Here is a 14,050-nt window from a genome sequence, read left to right as displayed (position 1 = left end):
CTCCTGGTCATTGGGAGTACGAAATAAGGTTGTCAGCAATCATGCGTTACTCTGTTTCATCGCGCCGCAGAAAACCCAAACGCGCTTCTCCACCGGCGTCGAACCCGCCCCCTGGAGCCGCACCGAACCGTCGGCGGGTCACCTCCGCTGGAGGGGTGGTGTTGCGCGAAAGGGAGCGGGGCCTCGAGGTGCTGCTGATTGCCCTCAAGGAGGGCCGGGTTTGGAGCCTGCCCAAAGGACAAGTGGAGCAGGGCGAGCACCATCCCCAGACCGCGGTGCGCGAGGTGCGGGAGGAAACCGGCATCCAGGCCGAGGTGCTGGCCCCGCTGGGGAGCATTCGTTACCATTTCACAGTCAAGGACGAGGGCATACAGACCACCGTGACCAAGGAGGTTTATCACTTCCTTATGGCGTACCTGGCAGGCGAGCCCACCCCGCAGAAGGAAGAGGTGGATGGGGTGGGGTGGTTCCCGGTGGGCGAGGCCCTGCGGCGACTCTCGCACCAAAACGAGCGGGATATGATCTACCGAGCCCTCGAGCGCTGGGAAGCCCTCCCTCAGCGGCCCACCCCAACGCGCTAAGCGCTCAACCGTTCGAGGGCCCCCTGGTGGGTCGTGCCCTGGCTAACGTTTGTCCAAACCCGTTTGGCTATAAGCTCTATGGCATGAACGAGCGGATGTACGCCCTCACCACCCCTGAAGAGGCCGACCACTTCATCGAGGCCAATCCTGTTGCCGCCATCTTTAAGGCCGGGACTTGCCACAAGACCATGCAGGGCTGGGGCAACCTCGAGCACCTTCTGCGCCTTTACCCGGAGGTTCCGGTGGGGATTATCCGGGTGGTGGAGCATCGTCCGGCCTCCAATCGCGTCGCCGAGCGCACCGGGATCGTCCATCAATCCCCGCAGGTCATCTTGTTCAAGAGTGGAAAGCCGCTTTTCGATCTGGACAACTGGGAGATTACGATCGAGAACCTCGAGCCCTTATTCCATCATCATCTCGGCCAGCCTCAGGCTCAGCCTGCGGAGAGCGCTTCTTCCAACCTCGAGCCCTACAAGCGCCTTTTGGATGCCTATATCAGCGGAGCCATCAGCGAACCCCAGTTCCAATGGAACTACCTCAACCTCTTCCGCGAAGATGCCTCGCTGCGCTCGCAGCGGGAATTCGAGGTGCTCAACTCGCTCTTTGGCAATCCCGATGAGCACCACATCCACCCCATGACCATCCTGCAGTTCGAGCGCGAGCATCCCCAGGCCACGCCCCTGTATGAACGGGCCAAGGAGCTGCGGGCCCGGCTCGAGACCCTGCAACTTGAAGAAGCATGAACCTTGGATTTAGTCCTCTCACCGCTGGCCTGGAGTATCCTGCAGCCTTTGATCTGGCGGCTGAGCTGGGCCTGTTTTTGGAAGTGGCATATGACCAGCACGAGATGGACCCCCGCCTGCCCAGCGCCCAAGAGTTGAGGGAGATGGGGCGAGCGGCAGGGGTGGGGTTCACGGTGCACCTGCCCTTCGTGGACTGGAATCTGGCCTCCTTGGTCCCCGAGGTCCAGCAGCTTTCCCTCGAGCGCACCCAGCGGGCCATCGCCTTTGGGGCAGCGCTGGGAGCCCACTGCGGGGTACTGCATACCGGGTTGGTCCCCCTGCGTCTGCCCATCGCCCTCGAGCAGGGCCGCAAGCGGCTGCACCAGGGATTGGCCCGGCTCGAGCTGGGTCTGCCGGTGGCGCTGGAAAACCTCGGGCTTAGCCCCGCTGATCTGCTCGAGACCCCGCAGGAGCTGGCCGAGGTTCTGGCCGCCCACCCGAACTACGGCTTCTGCCTAGATGTCGGACATGCCCTGGTGCAGCGCGGAACTGGGGGTATGGAGGAGTACTACCAGCAACTGGGCCCGCGGATGATCCACCTGCACCTACACGACAACGACGGCAGCTACGATGCCCATGCGGTCTGCGGGGAGGGGCGGGTAAACTGGCGGTGGGTGCGGGAAGTGCTGCGCGGTTTTGAGGGAACAGCGGCGCTTGAGGTCACCGGTGGGGCCGCAGGGGTACGGCGCAGCGTGGAGTTGCTACGCGGTTAGGACATTTGCCCCGCCGCTCCCCCTTTAGCCTAAACAGGATGGGAGGAATGTGCCTTTTTTCTGGTAATCTTTTGGAGTGTGCCGAGGTTAACATTTAACCTGTGGCGAGGAGGAATCTAGCGATGCCAATCGAGCGGATTGAAGTTTTTCTGGATGATGCCCCTACCCCGGTGCAGGTGCTCAAGCACCCCCCCTTCCGCGTCACCTACGATACCCGCACCCTACCGGATGGGGATCATCACTTACAAGTCATAACCCATTACACCAACGGTAGCCGCGAGATCAAGGAAATTCCCTTCAGGGTGGCCAATACCCCCGGGGTGCTGGTGCAGGGGCTCGAGGCGGGCAAGGAGGTCTCCGGCCATCTCGACCTGACCCTAAGGGTCGCCGACCCCGATATCAAGCCAGCCCGGGACCGCTTCCCTGGGGTGGCCGCGGTGATCGCTACGGTGGTGGTGCTGGGGGCGGTGTGGCTGTTTTTCGCGGTGACCGGAAGCACCAACAAGACCCTCGAGGAGGTTGCCCCACCCCCCAGCAAAGAGGCCCCCGCCAGCGGTGGGGAACAAGCTGCGGCTGGCCAAGCCACAGCTGGCCCAGCCCCTGCGGTAGACGCAGCCTTGCTTAAGGCCGGGGAGGGCGTCTTTACCACCAACTGCGCCGGCTGCCACCAAGCCGGTGGAACAGGGGTTCCGGGGGTCTTTCCCCCGCTGGCCGGCAACCCTCACCTGGCCGACGTCAAGCACGTGACCAACACCATCATCCATGGGCTGAACGTTGGGGTGGTGGTCAACGGGCAAAAGTACTCCCAGGCGATGCCCCCCTTCGGCCAACTCTCCGATCAGGACGTGGCGGCTGTTGCCACTTATATTCGCAACTCCTGGGGCAATAAGTTTGGTGGCGTAACCCCGGCTGAAGCCAAGGCCAGCCGCTAGGAGGCCCGGATGTACAAGAACGACACCATAGTCCCCTTTGGGGCGATCCTGGCTGCAGCAGCGCTGTTCCTCATGACCTACCTCAACACCCACATGCGGGTGATGGAATCGGGCACCGTTCCCCACCTCACCGTGGGCAGCATCGGGCTGATGGCCTTCGCCATGGTGCTCTTCATGTACGGCTTTATCGGCCTGATCAGCAACTACCTGGAGGGTTCTGAGATGCGCCCCGGCAAGCACATGGCCCCACCGAGCAGCCTGCCGATGGTCGCCGGGGTGGTGCTCTCGCTCTTGTTGGTAGGGCTGTCCGGGTTTTTTGCCCGCACCCTGGTTTATGCGGCGAAAGAGGGCTTCAACCCCAACGCCCTACAGGGCGGGGTGTTTGCGGCGATGATGTTTTTGATCGCCCTGTTGGTCGTAATCTACATGAAGTTTTTCCTGGAGCAAGAGGTAATGGCTGAAGCAGACAAAGCCGAGTTCCCTTGGTAAACGTCAGCTTTACCCAGATTCACCCCCAGGATATCTGCTAGCCTAAAGTTTAGGAGCCACAATGGCCGATCAAGAAGCCAAACTCGAGCACGAGATTCACGCTCACGAAGACGAAGACCCCGCGGTACACGCCACCCGCCGGGCGGTGCTGCAAGCCGCAATTGGGGTGGGGGTGGCCGGAACCTTGCTTTCCACCTTGTATGTGGGGGCAGGGCTGGTGCCCAAAAAGGTGGTAACCCCCGAGAACGAGCCCCTGGCCGCCGGGGACATCCTGGTCTATGCCCAGGGAGACAACAAGGACAAGCCCATCAGCCCCGCCGATCTGAAGCTGGGTGGGCCTCAGACCATCGCCTATCCCATGAACCCCAAAACCAACGTGGTCAAGGGAGGAGATCCCAATAACACCGTGTTGGTGGTTAAGCTCGAGCCCAGCCGGCTGAGCCCAGCCACCGCCAAGGACGCTGCGGGTGGGATAGTGGCGTACTCGGGGGTATGCAAGCACCTGGGCTGCATCGTCAGCAACTGGGAGGCCTCCACCGAAGATTTCGTCTGCCCCTGCCACCAAGGCCACTATGACCCGGCCAATGGCGGCAAGGTGGTCTCGGGGCCTCCCCCCAAGCCGATTCCCCAGTTGCCGATCAAGGTCGAGAACAATCAGATCATCGCCACCGCCTTTTTCGTGGCAGAGCCAGGTAAGGAAGTTTAGGGAGGGGATATGTACCAGTGGTTGGACGAACGGCTGGACCTCGGCAGGCTTAATGCCAAGCTGTTCCGTAAGGTATTCCCAGTACACCACACTTTTTTCTTGGGCGAGATTACCCTCTTTTCCTTCATCGTGCTGGTGCTGACCGGGGTTTTCTTAACCCTAAACTACGAACCCTCCACCCAGCTGGTCAAGGTGGAGGGCCTGACCGACCCCGTACAGGCGGCTTACGCCTCGATCCTCTACATTGATTCGCTGCCCTTCGGTGCGGTCATTCGCAGCGTGCACCACTGGTCAGCACACATCATGATCGCGGCTGCTTTTCTACACCTGCTGCGCATCCTGCTTTCAGGGGCCTACAAAAAACCGCGCGAGCTCAACTGGATTATCGGCATTCTGATGCTGGTGGTCACCATTGTGGTGGCCTTCCTGGGCTATGCCCTGCCCTACGACAACTACGCCATCACTGCAACCCGAATCGGTCACGGCATCGCTGAATCGGTGCCCTGGGTGGGGGTGGCTGTGGCTCAGATCATGTTCGGCGGGGATTTCCCCGGTTCCAGCCACAATATCCCCCGTTTGTACTCCTTGCATGTGCTCTGGATGCCCCTGGTGCTGATGGGGTTGATCGGGCTGCACCTGCTGATCATGATCAAGCAGAAGCACACCCAGCCCAAATACGCTGAGAAGGTGGCCCCGGGCAAGATTCTGGGGGTTCCGGCCCTCCCCCAGCAAGGCCTGATGAGCGGGGTGTTGTTTCTGGTATTTGTGGCGGTGGTCTTCCTGATTGGGGGGGGCTTCCTGGCTCACCCGGTTGAAGCCTATGGGCCCCTCTCGGCCAACACCCCTAACGTCAAGCCGGACTGGTACTTCCTGTGGATTTATGGGCTGCTGAAGATCATCCCCTCGAGCTTCGAGTTCACCATCCCGCTGTTCAATGGCGGGAAGTTCGGCCCGGAGTTTTGGGGTGGGGTGGTCATTCCCAGCATCTTGCTGGTGGGGGCTATTTTGATCCCCTTCTTCAGCTTCACCGAGGGCAACGTTAAGCAGCGCTACCTCGAGCTGCCCAGCCGCCATCCCCGGCGCACCAGCCTGACCATCGCTGGATTGATGTTCCTGATCATGTGCACCATGGCCGGGTACATCGGCGATCCTGGGATGGAATGGCTGACCATCTCTCGAGCCTGGCTCTTAATCATCGTGGTCCCCATCGTGACCTATTTTGTGAGCTTCTGGATCATGCGGGCCATCTGGGGAGAGACCTGGCAAAAAGAGCCCGAGATCGAGCTGATCGTGGGGGGAGGCCAGGCCCCAAGAGCCTGAAAACAGACCCAGCCCTCAAAGCAAAACCTCCGCCCGGGCGGAGGTTTTGTGGTTTTACAGCGCTCCTCCATCCAGGTGGCCACGTCTGTGAAGGGCGCGATATATCCTGGGGTTGAAGCATGGCTTCTTACGCCACCATCACGGTGAAAGGCGGGGCCCTCGAGGGGCTTCAGCGGGCCCTCAGGGCTATGGGGCTACCGGGTGAACTGGAGGCGGAGGGGCTCTGTCTGGGGAGAGGCTCGCCCCCCTTGGAGCGCTTCTACCAGCAGCAGGAGGAATTCAGTGCGATTGCGGCCAGCCTGTCAAAAGGGTTGGAGGTCCCCCTTCTGGCCGCGATGAACCTGGAGGATGAACTGCTCTTGCTGTGGGCTTTTGACCGAGGCCAGCCGGTCTTTGCCTACGATTCCAACCCCATGGTGCTGGCCTGCCGGGTCTGCTCTTATAGCAGCGAGAGCGTTCCCGCCGAGCTCGGCCCCGTTGAGCAATTGGCCGAGCGGTTCGGAGTACCCGAGCGAGCTCGAGCCCTTAAGTCCTGGCTGGGGCGCCGGCGGGGGCTGGGGTTTCTGAGCGAGCGGGAGCGACATCGGCGGATCCTCCAACTGCTGGGGCTATTCCCCGCAGGAGCGTCCTAAGGGCAGCCGACCCCTGGCCGGGTACAATCGGTTCATGTCCAAGCCGACCGCCGCAAGGAGATCCTGGCCGCGGCTCGAGCCCTACACCCCAACCGCCAGGGGTGAGGGATGAGCTCAGCCCATCCATCGCACCCGCGGCCTCCCGGCTTAGCCAGCCTAAGCCCCGAGCAAAAACGGGTGCTGGAAAGCTTCCAGGGGAACCCTTTGGAGCAGTTCACCTACCTTGCGGGCCAGCTCGGCGATGTGGTCGATCTGAGCCATCCGGAGTGGCAGGGCTATCTCCTCTCCCACCCTGAGCACATCGAATGGGTTCACCTGCAAACCGGGCGCCTCTTTGACAAAGGCTACAGTGAGCCGGCCACCCAAGCCCTTCTGGGCAACGGCCTGGTGACCAGCGAGCGGGCCTTCTGGTTGCGCCAGCGCCGGATGATCCAACCGGCCTTTCATCGGGAGCGGATCGCGGGGTATGGGCAGGTTATGGCCGGGTATGCCCTGCGGCTGCTGGCCGACTGGCAGGAAGGGCAAGAGCGCGATGTGCATGCGGACATGATGCGGGTGACGCTGGAGATCATCCTCAAGACCCTCTTTGACACCGAGGTGGGGGAACAAAGCCAGGCTTTTGGTCGGGCGATGGACTGGGCCTTGGGAGGGATGGCCGGAATGTTCAGCGGGGCCTCAGAAGCGCAGAGCCTATTCAACCAGGGGGTTGAGGAAATCAACCGCTTCACCGCACAGGTCATCGCGGAGCGCCGCCAAAACCCCACCGACCGTGGCGACCTGCTCTCGATGCTCCTGGCAGCCCAGGACGAAGAAGGCAGCGGGATGAGCGATGCCCAGCTGCTGGACGAGTGCAAAACCCTGATCATGGCTGGGCATGAAACCACCTCCAACACCCTCTCCTGGGCCTTCTACCTGCTTTGGAAACATCCCCAGGCCGAGGCCCGGCTACATGACGAACTCGAGCGGGTACTGGGAGGCCGCACCCCAACCCTGGAGGATCTGGAGGCCCTCGAGTACACCAATCTGGTGATCAAAGAGACCCTGCGCCTGCTCCCTGCGGTTTGGAGCGTGGGCCGCCGGGCCGCCCAAGACACCGAGATCGGGGGATACTTCGTGCCAGAGGGCACCGATCTCCAGATGAGCCAGTGGGTGGTGCATCATGACCCGCGCTGGTACGAGCAACCCCTCGAGTTCCGCCCTGAGCGCTGGGCGGGGGGCCTAGAAAAACGCCTCCCCAAATACGCCTATTTTCCCTTTGGGGGAGGCCCCCGGATGTGCATCGGCAATAACTTCGCCCTCATGGAAGCCCCGCTCATCCTGGCGACGATCGCCCAGCGCTACCGGCTGCAGGTGCTCGAGGCCCCCAGGTTGGAACCCTCCATAACCCTGCGGCCCAAGCATGGGCTGAAGGTGCGCCTCGAGCCCCGATAGCCTTTATGGTCGTACAGGACAGGATTTCTGACTAGAAAGTGCTTAACTCCCTGTCCTGTGGGCGGCGCTTGGGTACACTGGGGGTACCCCTGTGGGGGAAACCCGACCTTAAAGGAGGTACCGCGACAAACCCATTGGCGGCCTTGCCATCTCAAGGCATATACCAAGCGCAAGACGCGCGAAACCACTCGACGAACTGCCACCATGCCCCGCCAGGGCACGATGGAGCGACTAAGTCGGCAGGGTGATGTCTGGGCATCTACAACAATTCCCAGAAGAAAGGTCCTAAGCAGTGTAAAAAAACAGGTGTTGCTCATGAAAACGCTCGTACTAGGGGCGGGCATCGCGGGTTTAGCCGCAGCCCAAGACCTACACCAAGCGAACCACCAGGTTCTCGTTTTAGAAGCCCGCAACCGCGTCGGAGGACGCATCCACACCGATCGCAGCTTTGCTCCTACCCCCATCGAACTCGGAGCCGAGTTCATCCACAGCTCTGCCGTTCCAACCTTCCCCTTAGCGGAACAACTCCAGCTCAAAACCTTCGCCATTACCCAGCAGGAAGACACCTTGGTGCGCCTGAGGAACGGTGATTTACGCACCGTGGCCGAGGTCGGTTGTAAGGAGCGGGGGTTCTCCGATATCCGGGCGGTACACTGGCCCGAAGCGCTGGGAGAGGAGTCCCTGGCCGAATACCTGGTCCGAAATGGGTTAGAGGGGCAGCGAATCCCCTACAAACTCCAGGAGTACATCTCGGACTTCGACCACGCGGGAGCCCTGAGCGCCAAGGCTGCCCTGGACTTCCTTCACGATAAGTCCGCTGAGGAAGGAGATTACCGCATCCTTAGCGGCTATGATTAACTAGCGATAAAGTTGTCCTCCAAGCTGGACATCCGGCTGGGAGCGGTGGTGGAGACCCTCGAGTGGGGCCCTTCCTTCGTCAAGGTAACCACCGCTGCTGGACGGGTCTACCTGGCCGACCAGGCCATCCTCACCCTCCCTTTGGGGGTTCTAAAAGCTGGTGGGGTGCGATTTATCCCCGAGCTACCCCGGGAGAAGCAGCAAGCCATCGCTCAGCTGGGGATCGCCGATGCGGTCAAGCTCTTTTACCATTTCGATACCCCGGTACTGCCGCCGGGCATCACCGAGCTGTACGTGCCGGGAGCCAACCCCGACGAATGGTGGAGCAGCTCGAGGGGCCACGGAGTGCGCTACGAGATCCTAACCTCGCTGGCCACCGGGGCCAAGGCCCGCGAACTCCTGGCTTTACCGCCAAAGCAGGCCCTCGCTCAAGGGCTGGAGACCCTGCGCCAAGCCCTAAACCGGCCCGACCTCACCCCCAGCAAGAGCCATCTGGCCCACTGGCGCGATGACCCTTATGCCCTTGGGGCTTACAGCAAGGCCTCGGTGGGGGCTTCTACGGCCAGGGCGGTGCTGGCCAGGCCGGTGGGAGGCCGATTGTTTTTCGCGGGAGAGCATACCGCTTCCAACGCCTGGGCGGCCACCGTTCACGGAGCCTACGCCAGCGGTAAACGGGCGGCACAAGAGGTGCTCGCGGCGCGGCAGCTCCAGCCATTCAAACCCCGCCCACACCTCGAGCCCGAAAGGGCCCGGGTCTTTGGGTACGGAACTTAGCCCCTGCGGGACTGGGCCGGCCTTCAGCGCCGGCCCTACGGCTTGATCAAGAAGACCAGCAGCCCCAAGGTCTCCCCCACCTCAACCAACATCCCATACACATCCCCCGAAAGCCCTCCCCCGAGCCGGGCCGCAGCCCAACGGGCCAGGCCCAACATTCCCAGCAAGGTGGCCAGGGCCTCGAGCGGGAACCCCACGATCGCCGGTAGGGTAAACAGCAGGGCCAAACCCACCCGGCCTTCCCTAGCCCGTGCTCCCAAACCCTCCGGGCGAGCCGGAGGATACAGGTTCATGGGCAACAACAGAGCAAAGCGCACCAAGGCCGGCAAGCACAACAACAGCCAGGGTGAAGGCGCCGCACTCAGCAGCTGCCACTTCAACAACAGCAGCACAAACCCCACCCCAAAAGCAAAGCTGCCTAGATGCACCTCGCCCAGAATGCGCAGCCGCTCCGATACCGGTTTCATTGCCAGCAGGGCATCCGCCGAGTCCAGCAAACCGTCCAGGTGCAACAATCCGGTAAGGGCCAGCCAGGCCGCAAGCAGCAACGCCCCTTCCAGGCCTGGGGGCAACCCTCGGCCGAGCCAGGCCACCAGCGCCAGTATCCCCCCGATGACATAGCCTGCCAGCGGATAAAAGGCCGATGCAGCGCGCATCTCCCCTTCCCTCACCTCTCCCAAATGGGGGGTGGGTAAGGTGGTCAGAAACCCCAAAGCCAGCCAGAACGGGCGCACCGGATTATTGTTCCACAGCTTTCAGGGCGGCCTCGAACTCGGCAGGGCTTCGGATGGGGTGGCCCTCGAGCCGCCGCCGCACCGCCTCATTTTGAGCGGCACGGGGGTAAGGGCAGTGGCGACAGCGCGAGCCGCAGCAATAGCCGCGCTCTAGCAGGTACTTGCCGGTAAAGACATAGAGTCCACCTTCCAAGTAGTAGTCTTCCCCTTCCACCAGCCGCTTCGCCATCTTCATTCCTTGGGATGATTCTAGGCCGGATCCCATTCCGGTATACCGGTTTAACCTGCAATCTCAGCCCTCGGAGACCCCAGCCTCATCGAAGGTAGCCATTGAGAAGGTGGCGGCTGCGGCCCGCAACAAGGGAAAGCTCAACACCGCCCCAGTACCCTCGCCCAGCCGCAGTTCCAGCTCGAGCAGCGGGCGCAGCCCCAGGGCTTCGAGCTGCGCGGTGTGTCCGGGTTCTACCGAGCGATGCCCCGCAAAGAGGTATCCACGCAGATGCGGCTCCAGGCGACTGGCTACCAAGGCCCCCGCCGTCACCGGAAAACCGTCGCTGACCAGGGGAACCCCGGCCTCGGCTCCGGCCAGCAATACCCCGGCAATGGCCGCAAGCTCGAGTCCACCGAGTTGGGCCAGGAGGTCTAGGGGGTCTGCCTGGGCCGGATCCCCCATTGCCCGCTGGGCCCGGCGGAGTGCCGCCTGTACCGCCTCGAGCTTGCGCCGGTACCCAGCGGCATCCACCCCGGTGCCCCGCCCGGTTACGGCCTCGGCTTCCAGGCCCAGCAGCCCGGCGGTCAGCGCTGCCGCCGCCGTGGTATTGCCGATCCCCATATCCCCCGCAGCCAGAATCGTAGCCCCTTCACGAATCGCCCGCTGGGCCGCCGCCCTCCCGGCCTCCAGGGCCTCCTCCGCTTCGGAGCGGGACATGGCGGGCTCCAGAGCGATATTCCCGCTTCCCAAACGCCTTTTTGCAGTGATCAAGCGCTCGTGCTCGGGCAGTTCTCCCCGCACCCCCACATCAAGCACATAGACCTTGGCCTGACAAACCCCAGCGATCTGATTGATCGCAGCCCCACCGGCCAGGAAGTTGTGCACCATCTGCCGGGTGACCTCACTGGGGTAGGCCGAGACCCCCTCGGCCGCGATGCCATGATCGGCGGCACAAACCACCACCGCGCCCCAGTCCAGCCGGGGCTTTAGCGTCTTTTGCATCGCCACCAGCCGTACCCCCACCTCCTCTAACCTCCCCAACGAACCGGGGGGTTTGGTCAGGCGGTTCTGCCGCTGCCGAGCGGCCTCGAGCCACTGCTCCTCTATGGGTTGAATCCTTGGTCTCACCCTAACCCCTATCTCAGCTTCAGGGGAATTCCTGCCACCAGCAGGTACACCGCTTCAGCCGCTTCAGCCACCCGCCGGTTGACCGCGCCCAACTGGTCGCGGTAGGCCCGGGCCAGGGCATTCTCCGGTACGATGCCCATCCCAACCTCGTTGCTGACCACAACCAAGGTCTTATCGGTCTCCGCCCAAGCCGCCAGCAACCCCTCTACCCTCGGCAAAACCTCCTGCTGGGCCTGCATCAGATTGGCCACCCACAAGGTCAAACAATCCAGCAAGACCACGCGGTAGCGGGCCCTGTGCAGCGCCGCAGGCACTTGCAAAGGCTCCTCGAGGGTCTCCCACTGTGCGGGGCGCTCTTGCCGATGCCGGGCGATGCGCTCACGCATCTCGGCATCGAGCCCCTGGGCGGTGGCGATGAAGCTTACCTCCTCCCCCCCCAGGGCTTGGGCCTGCTGTTGAGCAAAGGTGCTCTTGCCCGCTCGAGCCCCACCGGTCACAAAAATCAGCCCCGGCATACCCCTCCCCGGCTCAGCGCCTCTGGCTCCAATCGCCGCTTTTGGCTCCAGTCCAGCCCCACCACCGCGCCCGGCGCAATCCACAGGTCCTGGCCCATCCTACGCAGCACGGCCCGGATCGGCCCACCGTGGGTAAAGCAGAGGTATCGCCCGGAAGGCAGGGCCCCGAAAAAGGCCTCGAGGCGAGCCCAGAGCTGTGCGGTAGACTCACCACCCGGCGCCACGAACCCCTCGAAGGCGGTAAGGGCTGCCTGCTGGGCGGGCTCGAGTTCCCCCCAGCCCAGCCCCTCGAGCCGGCCAAAGTTCAGCTCACGCAAGCGGGGCTCGGGCCGGGGCTCGCCATAGGCCAGCCGGGCGGTGACCACTGCCCGGCGCAAGTCCGAGCTATACACTGCTGTGAATAACCCTGTGGATAACCACGGGCGGAGTGCGAGGGCCTGGGCTTGGCCCTCGGGGGTGAGCTCGAGGTCGCTCCAGCCGGTCATCCGCCCCTCCCGGCTCCAAAGGGTCTCCCCATGCCGCACCAACCAAAGCTCAACCCCCATACCCTACCCCCCCAGCAACACCACCGGCTGCCCCTCGACCATGCGCACTTGTACCCCCGGACCATATACCCCACACAGTCGCTCTTCCTGAAGCACTTCTGCGGGCTGACCCATGGCCCAAAGCCGACCCTCCACCACAAACGCCACCCGATCCGCCGAACGGGCCAAGTTGGGGTCATGCAGTACGGTGAGCACCCCCACCCCTTGGCGGCGCAGCTTCTCCATCAGGGTCAAGAACTCGGCTTGATGGCGCAGGTCCAGGTGAGCGGTGGGCTCGTCTAGGAGCAAGTAGTGCGGCTGGGCCGCCAAGGCCCGGGCCAGCAATACCCGCTGCAGCTCTCCCCCCGAAAGCTGGGACAGGGGCCGGCTCCGCAGAAAGAGGGTCTCGGTAACCTCCATGGCCCAGAGCACGGCCTCTTGGTCTTCAGGCCCCTCCCGCCCGAGCAGGCCTAAATAGGGGGTACGCCCTAAGGCCACCGTTTCCTCCACGGTCAGCCCCTCTGGAACCCCACCCATCTGGGACAAAAACCCCAGCTTTTGCCCGCGCTCCCAGGAGGAGTACCGCATCAGGGGCTGTCCCTCCAGGCAAACCTCTCCGGAGCGGGGCCTCAGGAGCCCTGCCATCAAGCGCAGCAGGGTGCTCTTCCCCGCCCCGTTGGGCCCCAGCAGGGCCAGCCACTCCCCCCGGTGCAGCTCCAGGCTGATCCCCTCGCACGATTCCTCCACATCAGGTACAGGAAAAATGGCCCACCCATCAGCGTGGTCAGCACCCCCACCGGCAGCTCGGCTGGGGCAATTAGCACTCGAGCCAGCCAGTCGGCCAGGGAAAGCAACACCGCCCCTCCCAGGGCCGAGGCCGGGAGCAGGTAACGATAATCCCCCCCCATAATCCGTCGCAGCGCGTGCGGTGCCACCAACCCCACAAAGCCGATGATCCCCGCATAGGCCACCGCCGAGGCCGTGAGCAAGGTTACTGCAGCAATAATCCCCAGCTTGAGCCACCCCAGGGGCAGCCCCAGGCTGCGGGCGGTCTCCTCGCCCAGCCCCAGGGCGTTCAAGGTGCGGCCCAGCACCACCAGCAACGGCAAGGTGAGCCCTAGGTACAGGCCAATGGTGCGCACCCCCTCCCAACCCACAAACGCCAGGTTGCCCACGGTATAGGCAAACACCGAGAAGATCCTGTTGGCATCATGCAGCAGCAGAAGGGTGGTCAGGCTGGTCAGCACCGAACTGACCACCACCCCTCCCAGAATCAGATCGTGGGTTCTCGAGGCCCCCCCGGAAAGCAACAAGGTCAGGCCCACCGCACCTACGGCCCCCACAAACCCAAACCCGGTAGCCGAGGCCGGAACCCGCTCGAAAATCGCGTTGGTCGCGAAAGCCGTGGTGAGCCCACCGGCCAGGGTGACCGCCACGGTCACCCCAAACGCCGCCCCCGCCGCTGAGCCCATCAGGTAGGGGTCGGCCAGGGGGTTGCGAAAAAGCCCTTGAAAGGCCGCTCCACACAACCCCAAGGCCGCCCCCACCAGCATGGCCCCCAATACCCGGGGCAGCCGTAGCTCACTGATGATGGGGTTGGGTACGGTGCCGCTCAGGGCCTGAAATACCTCCAGCGGCGCCACCTTCACTGCCCCCGCACTCACCCCCAGCACCAAAGCCAAAAGCAGCAACCCCAGCAGCACCGCAAACACCCCCACCC

The 14,050-nt window shown here is 63.2% G+C and carries 18 protein-coding genes; 11 read left to right on the top strand and 7 right to left on the bottom strand.

What is annotated here, in order from left to right; translation table 11 throughout:
* Positions 1-41: 41 nt before the first annotated feature.
* The 11 genes from Mgrana_RS13575 to Mgrana_RS13525 all read left to right on the top strand — a co-directional run bounded on the left by Mgrana_RS13575 (position 42) and on the right by Mgrana_RS13525 (position 9,218).
* Positions 42-581 carry an NUDIX hydrolase gene (locus Mgrana_RS13575; protein WP_119358142.1) on the top strand — a complete coding sequence of 180 codons (540 nt, stop codon included), beginning with the start codon at positions 42-44 and terminating at the stop codon, positions 579-581.
* Positions 582-664: 83 nt separating this feature from the next.
* Complete coding sequence (locus tag Mgrana_RS13570) at positions 665-1,324, top strand: monothiol bacilliredoxin BrxC family protein (protein ID WP_240631377.1); 660 nt, start codon at positions 665-667, stop codon at positions 1,322-1,324.
* On the top strand, positions 1,321-2,076 hold the full coding sequence (locus tag Mgrana_RS13565; RefSeq protein ID WP_119358141.1) for a sugar phosphate isomerase/epimerase family protein: 756 nt from the start codon (positions 1,321-1,323) through the stop codon (positions 2,074-2,076). Before Mgrana_RS13570 ends, Mgrana_RS13565 begins: the two co-directional genes overlap by 4 nt.
* Positions 2,077-2,198: 122 nt before the next feature.
* Positions 2,199-3,008 (top strand): c-type cytochrome, encoded by an 810-nt coding sequence (locus Mgrana_RS13560; RefSeq protein WP_119358140.1) that lies wholly within the window; start codon positions 2,199-2,201, stop codon positions 3,006-3,008.
* Positions 3,009-3,017: 9 nt separating this feature from the next.
* Complete coding sequence (locus tag Mgrana_RS13555; protein ID WP_119358139.1) at positions 3,018-3,497, top strand: cytochrome C; 480 nt, start codon at positions 3,018-3,020, stop codon at positions 3,495-3,497.
* Positions 3,498-3,558: 61 nt separating this feature from the next.
* Positions 3,559-4,203, top strand: a complete 645-nt coding sequence (locus Mgrana_RS13550) for a QcrA and Rieske domain-containing protein (RefSeq protein WP_119358138.1) — start codon at positions 3,559-3,561, stop codon at positions 4,201-4,203.
* 9 nt (positions 4,204-4,212) lie between these two features.
* The gene (locus Mgrana_RS13545) at positions 4,213-5,523 is read left to right on the top strand and encodes a cytochrome b (protein ID WP_119358137.1); all 1,311 of its coding nucleotides are present in this window, start codon (positions 4,213-4,215) and stop codon (positions 5,521-5,523) included.
* Between the two features lie 119 nt (positions 5,524-5,642).
* A complete protein-coding gene (locus Mgrana_RS13540; protein ID WP_119358136.1) occupies positions 5,643-6,155 on the top strand; it encodes a hypothetical protein in 513 nt (170 codons plus the stop codon).
* Between the two features lie 108 nt (positions 6,156-6,263).
* Positions 6,264-7,586 (top strand): cytochrome P450, encoded by a 1,323-nt coding sequence (locus Mgrana_RS13535; protein WP_119358135.1) that lies wholly within the window; start codon positions 6,264-6,266, stop codon positions 7,584-7,586.
* 315 nt (positions 7,587-7,901) lie between these two features.
* On the top strand, positions 7,902-8,444 hold the full coding sequence (locus Mgrana_RS13530) for an FAD-dependent oxidoreductase (RefSeq protein WP_170146490.1): 543 nt from the start codon (positions 7,902-7,904) through the stop codon (positions 8,442-8,444).
* A 12-nt stretch (positions 8,445-8,456) separates the two neighbouring features.
* Positions 8,457-9,218: a flavin monoamine oxidase family protein gene (locus tag Mgrana_RS13525; protein ID WP_170146489.1), complete on the top strand. Its 762-nt coding sequence runs from the start codon at positions 8,457-8,459 to the stop codon at positions 9,216-9,218.
* 35 nt (positions 9,219-9,253) lie between these two features.
* On the opposite strand, the gene Mgrana_RS13520 is transcribed toward Mgrana_RS13525, so the two are convergent.
* The 7 genes from Mgrana_RS13520 to Mgrana_RS13490 are packed head-to-tail and all read right to left on the bottom strand — an operon-like array spanning position 9,254 to position 14,048.
* On the bottom strand, positions 9,254-9,952 hold the full coding sequence (locus Mgrana_RS13520) for an adenosylcobinamide-GDP ribazoletransferase (protein ID WP_119358132.1): 699 nt from the start codon (positions 9,950-9,952) through the stop codon (positions 9,254-9,256).
* 4 nt (positions 9,953-9,956) lie between these two features.
* On the bottom strand, positions 9,957-10,187 hold the full coding sequence (locus Mgrana_RS13515) for a C1orf53 family protein (protein ID WP_240631376.1): 231 nt from the start codon (positions 10,185-10,187) through the stop codon (positions 9,957-9,959).
* 57 nt (positions 10,188-10,244) lie between these two features.
* On the bottom strand, positions 10,245-11,291 hold the full coding sequence (gene cobT, locus Mgrana_RS13510) for a nicotinate-nucleotide--dimethylbenzimidazole phosphoribosyltransferase (protein ID WP_119358131.1): 1,047 nt from the start codon (positions 11,289-11,291) through the stop codon (positions 10,245-10,247).
* 8 nt (positions 11,292-11,299) lie between these two features.
* Positions 11,300-11,806 (bottom strand): bifunctional adenosylcobinamide kinase/adenosylcobinamide-phosphate guanylyltransferase, encoded by a 507-nt coding sequence (gene cobU, locus Mgrana_RS13505; protein ID WP_119358130.1) that lies wholly within the window; start codon positions 11,804-11,806, stop codon positions 11,300-11,302.
* Complete coding sequence (locus Mgrana_RS13500; RefSeq protein ID WP_119358129.1) at positions 11,794-12,351, bottom strand: histidine phosphatase family protein; 558 nt, start codon at positions 12,349-12,351, stop codon at positions 11,794-11,796. The genes cobU and Mgrana_RS13500 overlap by 13 nt, the downstream gene beginning before the upstream one ends.
* Before the next feature lie 3 nt (positions 12,352-12,354).
* Positions 12,355-13,077 carry an ABC transporter ATP-binding protein gene (locus Mgrana_RS13495; protein WP_170146488.1) on the bottom strand — a complete coding sequence of 241 codons (723 nt, stop codon included), beginning with the start codon at positions 13,075-13,077 and terminating at the stop codon, positions 12,355-12,357.
* Entirely contained in the window at positions 12,975-14,048 is a 1,074-nt protein-coding gene (locus tag Mgrana_RS13490) for a FecCD family ABC transporter permease (protein ID WP_119358128.1), read from the bottom strand. Before Mgrana_RS13490 ends, Mgrana_RS13495 begins: the two co-directional genes overlap by 103 nt.
* Positions 14,049-14,050 lie beyond the last annotated feature (2 nt).

Origin of the sequence: Meiothermus granaticius NBRC 107808, from assembly GCF_003574355.1 — a bacterium.
In the GTDB taxonomy this organism is placed as follows: domain Bacteria; phylum Deinococcota; class Deinococci; order Deinococcales; family Thermaceae; genus Meiothermus; species Meiothermus granaticius.
Note: the sequence above shows the minus strand (reverse complement) of the source record. Positions and strands in the feature narration are given on the sequence as shown.